The organism is Bartonella sp. CM86QHHN, from assembly GCF_042194695.1.
Taxonomy (GTDB): domain Bacteria; phylum Pseudomonadota; class Alphaproteobacteria; order Rhizobiales; family Rhizobiaceae; genus Bartonella.
Genome location: NZ_JBHIND010000061.1, coordinates 1 through 12,809 on the forward strand (window position 1 = coordinate 1; position 12,809 = coordinate 12,809).

Genomic DNA, 12,809 nt, shown 5'->3' on the forward strand with positions numbered 1-12,809 from the left:
AGATTTAGAACTCTCACAACGGTAAAAAAGAAAGCCTTTTTACAGCTGATCTCTGATGAGAATGCAAGCTAACATCACACGGATAGCGTGCGCTATTCATAAGCATTCATACGTATTTTAAAAAGCAACCTCCATTGTAAGCATTTTTTCATTTTAAGAGGAAAAGCCCTTGATATAATAGAAGATAAGCATCTTTACATACGATAACCCTTCATCATTATTATTTTTAACAGAACTGTTTTAAACAGTCTGTCTCTCGTCGACATTTATGCTACTTTTTTAACTTACCCAACCCTACCTTGAACCAAGACGAAAAACTGAGAAATAAAAAGTAATATAGAAATGAAATTCTTATACGGCTTGTAATGATGAAAAAAAAATGTGAAAATTCTGGTCGGTAATGAGGAGAAAACACCATGATCAAGAGAAGTGTGAAGCTGCTTATCTTAGGCGTGATTGGGCTTGCAAGTTCTGCTGTAAGTTCAGCGGGAAACACTGAAGAAATCTCAAATTCTGAAAGCTCTTTCAATACGATTCAAGAAGCTTCAAACACTCAAGAACCTTTTCAGCCCTTAAAAGCTGGAGACTATGATCAAGCCTATGACTATTACATCCAAGGTTATTATTTAAAAGCTTTTCGTGAAGCACTCCGACGTGCTGAAAAAAATGATCCTTTTGCACAAACTCTTCTTGCCCGAATTTATATGGAAGGATGTGCTGTTCCTATTGACGGTGCGCGTGCTGCTTTATGGTTTGAGCGCGCTGCAAAACAGGGGGAACCCCAAGCACAACTACGCTATGGACTTATGTTGTTTGATGGTCACTTTATAAAACAAAATCAAGAACTTGGTGCGCAATTCATTCAAAAAGCTGTCAAAGCAGGCGTCAAGGAAGCCTATTTTTATTATGGACAACTGCTTCTTTATAAAGCCTCACAGGAAAAACAAGCTCTCCCTGGTGTTTCTTCCCAAAGTCGTGAAAATGAAGCAATAGAGCAAGCTTTAAAATGGTACTTAAAAGGTGCTGCTCTTGGAGATGCTGAAGCGGCTTTTTCTGCTGCAAAAATTCTTTCCTTAGGCACGTTAAAGCGACCAAAGGATGATCGCAATGCCCGCAAGCTCATGGAGGTAGCAGCTCAAAACAACCACTTAAAAGCTCAACTTCATTTAGCACAATGGCTTGTACAGGGGCGTGGAGGAGAAACAGATTTTCAGCGTGCTTTTCATTTACTTCACAGAAATGCCGTCAACATGATTGCACCAGCACAGATTTCCCTTGCAAGGCTTTATCGAGATGGCACAGGAACAAAAGGCGATATAATAATGGCAGCGGCATGGTATATGCTCGCAAAGGAGGCAAAAATGCAAGCTCCTGATCTTGAAATAATGCTCCAAGGCATGGATAAGGCACAACTAGAAAAAGCGCACAAAGAAGCAATAAAGCTCCTTCCTGTTTTTTAAAATACTCCTCTCTGCATCAAAAAGATAAAATTTATAGAAATTCCGGGAGATTTTGCTCTGTCCAAGTGCTTTAAGCACTAAAAGCAAAAAGGCTGATTTGAGTTCAGTATTTTCAAGCTCCCGGAATACCAACGCGAGGGCGCTCGCAACCGGCGGGGGCTTTAAAATGCGAGCCAAAAATCTTGATAACGACATTTTCATTGGTAAAGAAAACGCACTGGTATCATTTGCTTAAGCAAACAATATCCAATAAGCAAAAGAGCTAGGCTATCCCGAAAATTCCGCAAGCTCTATTTTTTCATTCTTTTTGCTTGGATGAAAAACACGCCGACTCTCAGTAAAAAGCTATTTTTTATTGCCAAGCCTCCGAAATTACTTTACATATTGAAAAGTGTCTTGGTCGCATACGCAACGACCAATAGGGATCTAAAAACCCGAAAACTCAAACATGAATTGACCCCGCTTTGCGGGTATCCCGGGATTCCGGGAGATTTTGCTATGTCCAAGTGCTTTCAGCACTAAAAGCAAAATGCTGATTTGAGTTCAGTGTTTTTAGACTCCCGGAATACCAACGCGAGGGCGCTCGCAACCGGCGGGGGCTTTAAAATGCGAGCCAAAAATCTTGATAACGACATTTTCATTGGCAAAAAAATTCGTTTGAGACGAAAAATGCTAAAAATGTCTCAAAAAACATTAGGTCAACATTTAGGTGTTACTTTCCAACAAATCCAGAAATATGAAAACGGCTTAAATCGTGTCAGCGCAGGGCGTTTAAAAGAAATTGCCGATATCTTAAATGTTCCACTTGTCTTTTTCTATGCGGACACCTCAGCAAAACAACAGCCCCCATACCCTCATGATGAAATCGCATCAAGTACAGAAGAATACCTACTGCTCAAAAGATTTAGAGTTCTAACCTCGATAAAACAAAGAGCCATTTTACAATTACTCTCTGATCAAAATGAAAGCTTTTAACATCATGACATAGAGCACTACACTCTCTGTTCTTAACTTGCCTCCCACCCCTCAAAGGACAGAAGCCCCTTCCCTATCCGGTTGGGAAACAATCCGTCTTCTCAGAACAGAACTCTTTTAGCTTCCCATTTTATGTGTTTCATTTCACAAGATTATCCGGACAAGCTCCCCCTCAAATATTCACCACACACTCTCATAAAAACATCACATGTGCAAAGTTTTATGCCTTACAAACACCACACCTCAAACGATAGTATTAAAAAAAACAGAATAAACATTCATACGTATTTAACAAAAGATAGCCCTTAAAAAGCAATGCTTGAAAATTTTTTTGGTCGATCTGGAATAACACTTAACACATCATTTTATAATGGTGATGGAGGACATGATCTTAACATGCAAACGCAAAAAATTGCTTTTTTATCATAATCACTAAAAGCAGCTGTTTATTAAAATATACGCCACCAGAAGCACTTCAAGCAGCCTTTACAGCTGAAACCATTATTCATTGATTAATTAACCGATTGATTAGATACCGATATGTTGTTAATGTGCTATAAGTAAAGTTGCTCTTATTTCTGGAAGAGGAGCTTCGCAAATAAAGAGCAACAATAAGTAAGGGGAATTAAAGATGTTAAAATATTTATTGCTGTCACCGGTTGTGTTGGTGGCTGGTTGCGCATCTGTAGGCAATTATTCATCAAATTATGTTGATCAAAGTCTTACAAAGCGTCAGGCACAATTAGTTGCTAACAAATTTATTAGCGGTAACAAAGGGTTTTTACCACCAGCTACAACCACACTTCTTATAAAGAAAAATAATACAGCAGACAGCTTTACTCCTTTATTTATCAATCTGTTGCGACGGAATGGATATAATGTGATCTATACAGATCAACCTCAAAAGCAACAAAACATGGGTGTGAATTTGAGTTATAGAATAAGATTAAATAGTAGCACTATAGTGTCTCTTTTTCAGTATAACGTGAACGGAGAGCCGCGTTCTTATATAAATACTCAGCCCAGATGAACCCGCTATTTAATGTAAACATACTCTATATTTTACACGTAAAGACTTAAAAGCTCTTGCGAAAGGCAAAGAGATTTGCACCTCAATAAAAAACCTCATTTTTAGCCAGAGTGGATAAATTTTATTATAGATTGTGACAATACAAAATAGTGTAAATTATAGCTTTGAGATTTAAGAAAAGAAAAATACTAAAAATAATGAAAATGCCCCACACCCTAGTGAATTGTTACGCGAAGATGTAAATGCAAAACTTGGATTATCTGTGATTGAATCAGCTGAATAGCTTTCTATATCCCGTGTAGCATTTTCTAGGGTCTTGGTAAAAATCCTTATAACGACATTTTTAGTGGCACATTCATTGGCAAAAAAAATTCGTTTGAGACGAAAAATGCTAAAGATGTCTCAAAAAACATTAGGTCAACATTTAGGTGTTACTTTCCAACAAATCCAGAAATATGAAAACGGCTTAAATCGTGTAAACGCAGAGCGCTTAAAAGAGATTTCCGATATCCTAAATGTTCCACTTGTCTTTTTCTATGCGGTCACCTCCGCAAAACAACAGCCCCCATACCCTCATGATGAAATCGCATCAAGTACAGAAGAATACCTACTGCTCAAAAGATTTAGAGTTCTAACCTCGATAAAACAAAGAGCCCTTTTACAGCTGATCTCTGATGAAAATACAAACGAACACCCTGCGATAGCACACACCACGCTCTATCCCATGAGACACTCATAACAAACTCCGTATTCAAATATTTATCACATATTCTTATAAGAATACCTCATGGTTTTACGGAACTTATATCATTGCCATCAATTATATCATTGCCATCAATGATGATATTTTACGACACAACGGGATAAATTCCCCCAAAAATTCTAAAAAATTTTTGTGCAAATTTTTAAAAAGCTTGCGTCTGAGCGCTTTTTATGGTCTTGCAAAGAACTGAAAAACAAAAATACATCAAGGTCCTTTTTTACTTAAGCTTTTCTCTTTGCAAAAAACATGAGAAAACCTATGAAGAACACACAGGACCATGAGAGAGCAGCAAGGTTAATCAAAGGGATTTTAGCCCGAAAATAACAAAAGAGCTTGACCGTTAAAGGCAGCAAAGAAAAGCGCCATAACGACAACAAGAGAGTTCTTTTTGCAAGAATAGAATTGGATAGAAACGATGAAAATTAATGGCAATGAAATTCGCCCTGGTAATGTGATCGAACATCAAGGAAGCTTATGGGTTGCTGTTAAATGCAACGCTGTAAAACCAGGAAAAGGTGGTGCATTTAACCAAGTTGAAATGAAAAATTTGATTGATGGTACAAAACTTAATGAGCGATTTCGCGCTGCTGAGACAGTTGAACGCGTGCGCCTTGAACAAAAAGATTTCACCTTTCTTTATCAACAAGGGGATGCTTTGGTCTTTATGGATTCAGAATCTTATGAACAACTAGAACTTCAAAAGGATTTTGTTGGTGAACGTGCTGCTTTTCTCCAAGATGGGATGACAGTCACAGTTGAACTTTATCAAGAAAAGCCTATTGGCATCTCACTTCCTGATCAAGTTGCTGTCACGATTGCGGAAGCCGATCCTGCCATCAAAGGACAAACGGTTACCTCCTCTTATAAACCCGCCATTCTTGAAAACGGGATTCGTATTCTTGTTCCCCCCTTTATGAATGCTGGTGAACGTATCATTGTAGACACCAATGAGTTGATTTATTTGCGTCGCGCAAATGAAAAAGATAAATAAAGGAATAAAAAATGGCCCATTCTGCAGTCATGAATGTCATGGTGCAAGCTGCAATGAAAGCAGGACGCTCGTTGGTACGTGATTACGGTGAAGTGCAAAATTTGCAAGTGTCTTTGAAAGGACCAGCAGATTATGTCAGCCAAGCAGATCGCAAAGCGGAAAAAATTATTTTCAATGAATTAAGCAAAGCGCGCCCCAAATTTGGTTTTCTGATGGAAGAGTCAGAAGAAATCATTGGAGAAGATTCACAACACCGTTTTATTGTTGACCCTTTAGATGGCACCACAAATTTTCTCCATGGCATTCCTTTTTTTGCTGTTTCCATTGCCTTAGAAAGCCAAGGAAAAATCGTTGGTGGTGTCATTTACAATCCCGTGAGTGATGAACTCTTCACCGCAGAACGCGGGTGTGGTGCTTTTTTCAATGACCGCCGCTGTCGCGTTTCTGCTCGACGCAGACTAGAAGATTGTGTCATTGCCACAGGAATGCCTCATTTTGGTCGCCCAAATCATGGAACCTACCTTATTGAATTACGTAATGTGATGGCAGAGGTTGCCGGACTTCGCCGTTTTGGTGCTGCTGCTCTTGATTTAGCTTATGTGGCTGCTGGAAGAACCGATGGCTTTTGGGAAGATAACCTGCAAATTTGGGATATGGCTGCTGGAATACTGATGGTTCGTGAAGCCGGTGGTTTTGTCACCGATAAAGAAGGCGGCAACAATATATTTCGCAAAAAAAATATCATTGCCGGCAATGAACACATTCGCCTAAAATTAGAAAAAACCCTCAAAAAAGGCATTTAAGCCTAAAAAAATCTAGCAGATTACCTCAGCCAAGCAGATCGCAAAGCGGAAAAAATTATTTTCAATGAATTAAGCAAAGCGCACCCCAAATTTGGTTTTCTGATGGAAGAGTCAGAAGAAATCATTGGAGAAGATTCACAACACCGTTTTATTGTTGACCCTTTGAGATGGCACCACAAATTTTCTCCATGGCATTCCTTTTTTTGCTGTTTCCATTGCCTTAGAAAGCCAAGGGAAAGTCGTTGCTGGTGTCATTTACAATCCCGTGAATGATGAACTCTTCACCGCAGAACGCGGGTATGGTGCTTTTTTCAATAACCGACGCTGTCGCGTTTCTGCTCGACGCAGACTGGAAGATTGTGTCATTGCCACAGGAATGCCTCATTTTGGTCGCCCAAATCATGGAACCTACCTTATTGAATTACGCAATATAATGATGGAAGTTGCCAAACTTCGCCGTTTTGGTGCTGCTGCTCTCGAATTTAGCTTATGTCGCCGCAGAAAAAACCGATGGTTTTTGGGGAGATAACCTGCACATTTTTGATAGAACTACCGGCATACTAATGCTTCGCGAAGCCGGTGTTTTTGTCACTGATAAAGAAGGCAGCAGCGATATATTTCGCAAAAACACATCATTGCTTGCAATAAACACATTCGCATCAAACTATAAAAAAACTTCAAAAAAGCATTTAATTCTTACAGTTTTTTACAAAACCCTTAGAACCTTAAACAAACACATGAAGAAAGAGTTTTTAAGTTTCTTTACAGAAAACGATAGGAAATAACTGATTAGATAGTGACAAAAAACATCACCACGAACAAAAAATGTACTTGCTATAAGCCCCCACAAAAGCAATCCCCAATAGCTTACCTTATTGACGTTTTTGTCATTCAAATTCCCCTCCAAACAAACTGCAAAAGGCAATAAACACAAATCCCATCATAACCAAACGCCCAAAAAAGCAATTATCGCACCCAAAGCAAGAACACAATCCATTCCCTCTCTCAATATATTGCTCTTTACAGTGCGCTATCCATTGATCGAAAAACTCTCCTCTCTCATAAAAGCTGCCGCATATGCTTAAGAGTTTTCACTCTTTTCCACCACTACATAATAGCAGAAATTTCAGAAAAACCACTGATTCAGTGGGCTGTTCTCTACCCCTTTATTCAACCGTTTTACAAATAGTTTATCAAATGCCGACGACATTTATAATAATGAAAATCTTTGTTTTCCAAAATTGCTTTCTGCATTTCACTTGCAAGCTGCTCTTTATCTTTTTCAACAGCCTCTTTCAGCGCCTTTATCTTCTCATTACCGAAGATAATTTTTAATTTTTCTTTTAACTTTTTTTCCTCAACAAGCTTCTCCCAAAAGATCAATCGGTTATCACATTTCTCATTTGCTGCTTTTATCCATTCTCTGACTCCTAATTTGTAAGCTTCTTCAAATGTTGGATTCCCTTCAACAATGGAAAGATTTTTTGCTCTATTTGTGTCATTCTCTTTACAAGTATTGATTGCATCTCTAACTGTGACAGAATGGCAACCATTATCAAAGGCAACGTAGCCTTTTTTCACTGTTTTAATAAGCTTCTTATAGTAAATGAAAGTTTCTCTTGCCGCCTTATAATCACTGGAAATATCACACAACAACAACAACACATTCTTTTTACAGTATAATAATAAAGTACACTCACCAGACCAAGATTCCGAAAGCTTTAGCATTTTCTCTATCTCTTTGTGTTCTATACTTATAGATATGTTGTCCCACAAAGTATCTGTAAATTTTTTCTTTTCATCCTCCCCTGTAAAGTTTTCCTTTTGGTGCTGTTTGCATTCAGCTGTAATCATATCATCAAGAACATATAACCACCAATGAAGTAATAACATCGTAGGTTGACTCCGTTTTTTGTTCGTAAGAGGATCTACAAACTTTTGCAGAGTTATTCCATTCTTGCTCATTAATCGCACTGCTTTTACAAAAAATTTCCTAAAATACGAGGTATCCAAGAGACTACATATTTTTTTGTAATGTTCATAAGTAAGTTTTTTTCCAAGTGCTTGCTTGTACAATAAACGCACTTTGTGATCCCCTCGAACACAAATATCCTTTACCAATGGAAGCCGATCTCCACTGAATTTCATATCTTCCCTAGGATTTTTTATCCCCAGTACGTCTCTTTCCCATAGCCTTACTCCCTCATCCCATTGTTTCAACCATTCCTGCGATACTTTTTGAGTTTTTGCCAAAAGTCTTTGTTCCCCTTGTGCAATAATATCTTGATATCCAGCGCACTCTTGCGCTTTTTGCTCAAGTTGATCAGTCAATTGAAGACACTTATATGCCCCTTGTGCAATAATATCTTTATGTTCAGCGCATTCTTGCTCTTTTCGCTCAAGTTGTTCAGTCAATTGAAGACATTTCTGTTCCCCTTGAGCAATAATATCTTTATGTCCAGCGCATTCTTGCTCTTTTTGCTCAAGTTGTTTAGTTAAATGCTTGTTCTGATAAATTGCCAATGCAAGCATTAAGCTTCCCCCACAACACACTATCATTGCCAAACCGAACAAAAAATCCACTGAGTATCCCGAATACCACGACTTCCCCATCCATATGATGCAGAAAATCATAACGCCGCATCTTGCACTCCCACATTTTTTCCCCCATTTCCAAATGACCTTAATTATAGCTATTATGAAAGCTATTGCCAATTTTATGTCTTCTTCCACTCTTGCCTTCTTTTATTCTCACCAACATTTAACGCAGCTCTTTTATCGATCCCTCGATATTATATCATTGTGTGTATATCTGATTTGAAAATCACTACATATTATATTTTAATAAAAACAATACACAAAATATAGAGATATTTTTATTGGTAAAATAAAACAATTTGTATTTAATAATACTGCTCTAGTGATTTATGCACTTTAAAGAAAAGCCTTATAATTCTTAAAATGCACTCCCACAATATTGGTTCAAAGTACTCAAAAACCTAACACAGCAAAACATGGCTGCGTGCTCACCTTGTTTTATAAAATTGATAAAAAGCGTCTTTCTACTTATTTATCGGCTCTTTTTTAGTAAAGCGACATCATCATACACTTTCCTAATCCCCTCAATATTACTACAGCCCCTAAAACTTGGGACGCTTCATGAAGAGGACTTATTCTTTTTTAAGTATTTTTACTTCACGCGAGCTCTCTCTGCTTGCAACATACAAGAGAAATGGTTTTGACTAATGCAACATAACCAAATTTGAAATAAGAAAATTCCATGTAGGACCTTTCATGAAAAACAATGAGTTATCATTATAAATCAACGTGACAGTGCTGTTATGAAGAGAACTCCTTGCTCATCTTAATAGTCCATAGCGATTTGACTGGATATTATTTTATATTCTGTACACAGATGAAGTATTTTTATAAAAATGCTTCATCTTGCGCAGAAAAAAGAACAGCCCGTTAAAAAAGAAAAGCATCTCAATGCTTGCCTTTCTTTCTTCCATGAGAGTTTCAAATTGATAAGCCTATCTGAAAAGAGTGCTGTTTATGCCCTTAAAGATACTGCTCTTGTATCAAGATCACTTACTCAGATGAAAATTGCAGTTGAGCCAAATGCGCATAAACATTATTTTTTATAATGAGTTGTGTGTTCCTTCTTCCACAAAAGCGCCTTTATCCATCACGAGAATACGATTAGCTTTTAAAATTGTTGCCAAACGATGGGCGATGACCAAGATTGTACGATTTTGCATCAATCCTTCTAAGGCATTTTGCACCAACTTTTCACTGTTTGCATCTAAAGAAAATGTTGCTTCATCAAGCAGCAACATTTTGATTTATAATAATAATTCATTATTTTATAGGTTGAATGAGAATCCCGAATACTGTAGGATTCTCTCATTTCAAACCTGTTCCATGGTGAAGCAATCAAAACCATGTCTTTTGCACGTACCAAGCGGAGAGAGCCCGCGTGAATAAAAAAAACTATTAAGAAAGGACTTAAAATGCCTATAATAAATCGTCTCAAATGCCAAGGGCTGTAGCAACATCCACGAGTTGGCAAATATAATGATGGTGCCGGCTTGCAGTAAGAGGGCTGCATTTCTTAAAATCGCGCGTGCAATACCAATGCGTTGTTTTTGCCCCCCAGAAAGCATAGTACCACGTTCTTCTACTTGCGTATCCCAGCCATCTGGTAAAGCTTGAATAAATTCAAATACATTGGCAGCTTTAGAAGCGGCAAAAATTTCCTCTCCATGGGTATGTTCAGTTCCAAAAAAAGAAAAAAAGTTTACAATTATTTTATTTCAAGTCTTTATACTCTAGGGAAGAAAGGATTTATGCATATATTCAAAATGATTTTTTAATTTAAAAAACGCAACCACAATGATTTATAAGTGTTTAAGACCCATCTGTTTATGTCGGATGCGTTTTTGAATTAATATTTAAAGTGCACTCTTTGATAGGATAAAAAATCCATCCATTTGCAATCGATTTGTTTAAAACCTTTGTACCCCATAAAAGGAGGCTTTTACATGCCAATATTACCAAAACGATTTTTGAATTTAGAAAGACGACCACCACGATCTACGAGTGTTTGGGAGCCACCTGTCCATGCCGGATGCGTTCTTGGATCAATATCTAGATTAAGAGTATCGCCTTCTTTTCCCCAAGTAGAGCGCGTCGTATATTGGGTTCCATCCGTCATAACAACGGTAATTTTATGATAATTGGGGTGAATATTCGCTTTCATGCGTCAAACCTTTTGCGTTTATAGAATGAAATAGCACTTATTTGTTTTTTTAAGTGCACTTCCTTTGTCTTTTTGATACATTGATTTAAAGTATTTATTTCTATAACTGAGCACGCATCAAAAAACAAGTGTTCAAGATACATCATTGTATCAAGTGTTACAAATCCAATACAGTGAGCAAAATTTTATGACATTACGTTATCGTTCAGAAAAATCGACAAAGTCTTCCCCTAAGAAATCTTCATTCTCTTCGCTTGCAATTTTTTTTCCCTATATTTTGCGCTATCGTTGGTTGTTTATCTTTGCTTTTCTAGCGTTATCTGTTGCTGCTCTTGTCACATTAGCTTTGCCTGTGGCTATCCGCCAAATGTTCGATCATGGGTTTTCTACTTCAAGCCATGGACATATCAATTTTTACTTTGGAATTTTGTTTATCTTAGCCTTGTTTCTCGCATTTGCTTCAGCAGCCCGTTATTACTGTGTTATCACCTTAGGAGAACGGATTGTTGCCGATTTACGGCGTGATGTGTTTGTCCATATTATGAAACTTTCTCCTGCTTTTTTTGATCGATCACATTCAGGAGAGATTGTTTCAAGGCTTCTAACAGATACCACACAAATAAAATTAGCTGTGGGCTCTACCGCCTCTACCGCTTTGCGTCAGCTGATTATCGTGATTGGAGCCGTCGTGATGATGGTGATCACCAATGCTAAATTGTCTTTGTTGGTTTTAGCTGCTATTCCTGTTGTGGCCATTCCCTTGGTCGTCTTTGGACGTAAAGTTCGCTCTCGTACCCGCGCGGCGCAAGATCGTCTCGCAGATGCCAATGCTGTTGCTACAGAGCAGGTAAGTGCTATTCGCACTGTGCAAGCTTTTACCGCTGAAAAACTCGTTACAATACGTTTTTCACAATTGATAGAACGTGCTTTTCAAACAGCACGTGCTTCTGTAATCTTGCGCTCCTTTTTTACGGGGTTTGCAATTTTTTTGGTTTTTAGCAGTGTGGTTGCTGTTTTATGGATTGGATCGCGTGATGTTTTGAATGGAACAATGACAGGAGGGACATTAGGGCAATTTGTTCTTTATGCGGTTTTTGGAGCTTCTACTTTTGCGCAATTATCGGAACTGGGAGCAGAATTAATCCAAGCAGCAGGCGCTGCTGAACGGCTTGCCGAATTATTACAAGAACAACCTACTATTGTAGCTCCTAAAAATGCTTTATCATTAGAGCAACCTGTTCGAGGTGAACTTGTTTTTGATCAGGTTGATTTTACCTACCCTTCTAGACCACAAGAGAAGGTTTTACGCTCGCTTTCATTTTCTGTAAAAGCAGGCGAAACGGTTGCTTTTGTTGGAGCTTCCGGAGCAGGAAAAAGCAGCATTTTTTCTTTGATCCTTCGTTTTTATGATCCGACAAATGGAACAATTCGGTTGGATGGCATGGAAATTAATCGCCTTTCTTTACAAGATTTACGCAGTGCAATTTCCTACGTTCCACAAGATGTCGCCATTTTTGATGGAACATTGCGTGATAATATTATTTTTGGAACTGAAAATACCCATGAAGAGGAAATCCTTGCTGCTGCTAAAGCTGCTAATGCACTTGAATTTATTCAAGCTTTACCAGATGGCTTGGATACGCAAGTAGGAGAACGCGGTACCATGCTTTCTGGGGGACAAAAACAACGCATTGGTATTGCGCGGGCAATTTTAAGAAATGCACCCCTCTTGCTGCTTGATGAAGCAACATCTGCTTTAGATGCAAACAGTGAAAAGTTGGTGCAAGACGCCTTAGAAGGGTTGATGCAAAACCGCACAACCTTGGTCATTGCACATCGTTTGGCAACAATTTTAAAAGCAGATCGCATTCTTGTTATGGATAAAGGCGCCCTTGTGGAAGAAGGAACCCATGCCGAACTTGTGGCAAAAAATGGCGTTTATGCTTACCTCGCAAAATTGCAATTTTCACCCGAATAAGTAATCTTGATACAAGAGCAGTACTTGGGCGTGAATACCGCGCTTTA

General features: G+C 38.2%; 10 protein-coding genes and 3 pseudogenes. 8 read left to right on the top strand and 5 right to left on the bottom strand.

What is annotated here, in order from left to right; genetic code table 11:
- Window positions 1-416: 416 nt before the first annotated feature.
- From ACFIKX_RS07130 to ACFIKX_RS07160, 7 genes and pseudogenes are all read left to right on the top strand, one after another.
- Window positions 417-1,460 carry a tetratricopeptide repeat protein gene (locus tag ACFIKX_RS07130; RefSeq protein WP_375628673.1) on the top strand — a complete coding sequence of 348 codons (1,044 nt, stop codon included), beginning with the start codon at window positions 417-419 and terminating at the stop codon, window positions 1,458-1,460.
- A gap of 606 nt (window positions 1,461-2,066) precedes the next feature.
- A complete protein-coding gene (locus tag ACFIKX_RS07135) occupies window positions 2,067-2,435 on the top strand; it encodes a helix-turn-helix domain-containing protein (protein ID WP_273790479.1) in 369 nt (122 codons plus the stop codon).
- A 631-nt stretch (window positions 2,436-3,066) separates the two neighbouring features.
- Window positions 3,067-3,465 carry a hypothetical protein gene (locus tag ACFIKX_RS07140; protein ID WP_375611747.1) on the top strand — a complete coding sequence of 133 codons (399 nt, stop codon included), beginning with the start codon at window positions 3,067-3,069 and terminating at the stop codon, window positions 3,463-3,465.
- A 388-nt stretch (window positions 3,466-3,853) separates the two neighbouring features.
- Complete coding sequence (locus ACFIKX_RS07145) at window positions 3,854-4,204, top strand: helix-turn-helix domain-containing protein (protein ID WP_375628752.1); 351 nt, start codon at window positions 3,854-3,856, stop codon at window positions 4,202-4,204.
- 439 nt (window positions 4,205-4,643) lie between these two features.
- Window positions 4,644-5,219, top strand: coding sequence for an elongation factor P (gene efp / locus ACFIKX_RS07150; protein WP_015856958.1), 576 nt, complete (start codon window positions 4,644-4,646; stop codon window positions 5,217-5,219).
- 11 nt (window positions 5,220-5,230) lie between these two features.
- Window positions 5,231-6,022 (top strand): inositol monophosphatase family protein, encoded by a 792-nt coding sequence (locus ACFIKX_RS07155; RefSeq protein ID WP_375617860.1) that lies wholly within the window; start codon window positions 5,231-5,233, stop codon window positions 6,020-6,022.
- A 6-nt stretch (window positions 6,023-6,028) separates the two neighbouring features.
- Window positions 6,029-6,708 (top strand): annotated as a pseudogene (locus ACFIKX_RS07160) (inositol monophosphatase family protein); the annotation flags it as partial.
- Between the two features lie 493 nt (window positions 6,709-7,201).
- Here the strand turns inward: ACFIKX_RS07160 and ACFIKX_RS07165 are convergent.
- The 5 genes and pseudogenes from ACFIKX_RS07165 to rpmE all read right to left on the bottom strand — a co-directional run bounded on the left by ACFIKX_RS07165 (window position 7,202) and on the right by rpmE (window position 10,784).
- Complete coding sequence (locus ACFIKX_RS07165) at window positions 7,202-8,554, bottom strand: hypothetical protein (protein WP_375646088.1); 1,353 nt, start codon at window positions 8,552-8,554, stop codon at window positions 7,202-7,204.
- Complete coding sequence (locus ACFIKX_RS07170; protein WP_273790483.1) at window positions 8,514-8,681, bottom strand: hypothetical protein; 168 nt, start codon at window positions 8,679-8,681, stop codon at window positions 8,514-8,516. Before ACFIKX_RS07170 ends, ACFIKX_RS07165 begins: the two co-directional genes overlap by 41 nt.
- Window positions 8,682-9,613: 932 nt before the next feature.
- Window positions 9,614-9,861, bottom strand: a pseudogene (locus tag ACFIKX_RS07175) (ABC transporter); the annotation flags it as partial.
- A 263-nt stretch (window positions 9,862-10,124) separates the two neighbouring features.
- Window positions 10,125-10,308 (bottom strand): annotated as a pseudogene (locus ACFIKX_RS07180) (ATP-binding cassette domain-containing protein); the annotation flags it as partial.
- A 254-nt stretch (window positions 10,309-10,562) separates the two neighbouring features.
- Window positions 10,563-10,784 (bottom strand): 50S ribosomal protein L31, encoded by a 222-nt coding sequence (gene rpmE / locus ACFIKX_RS07185; RefSeq protein WP_005774581.1) that lies wholly within the window; start codon window positions 10,782-10,784, stop codon window positions 10,563-10,565.
- 187 nt (window positions 10,785-10,971) lie between these two features.
- On the opposite strand from rpmE, the gene ACFIKX_RS07190 reads away from it, so the two are divergent.
- A complete protein-coding gene (locus ACFIKX_RS07190) occupies window positions 10,972-12,762 on the top strand; it encodes an ABC transporter transmembrane domain-containing protein (RefSeq protein ID WP_375628677.1) in 1,791 nt (596 codons plus the stop codon).
- Window positions 12,763-12,809: the final 47 nt, after the last annotated feature.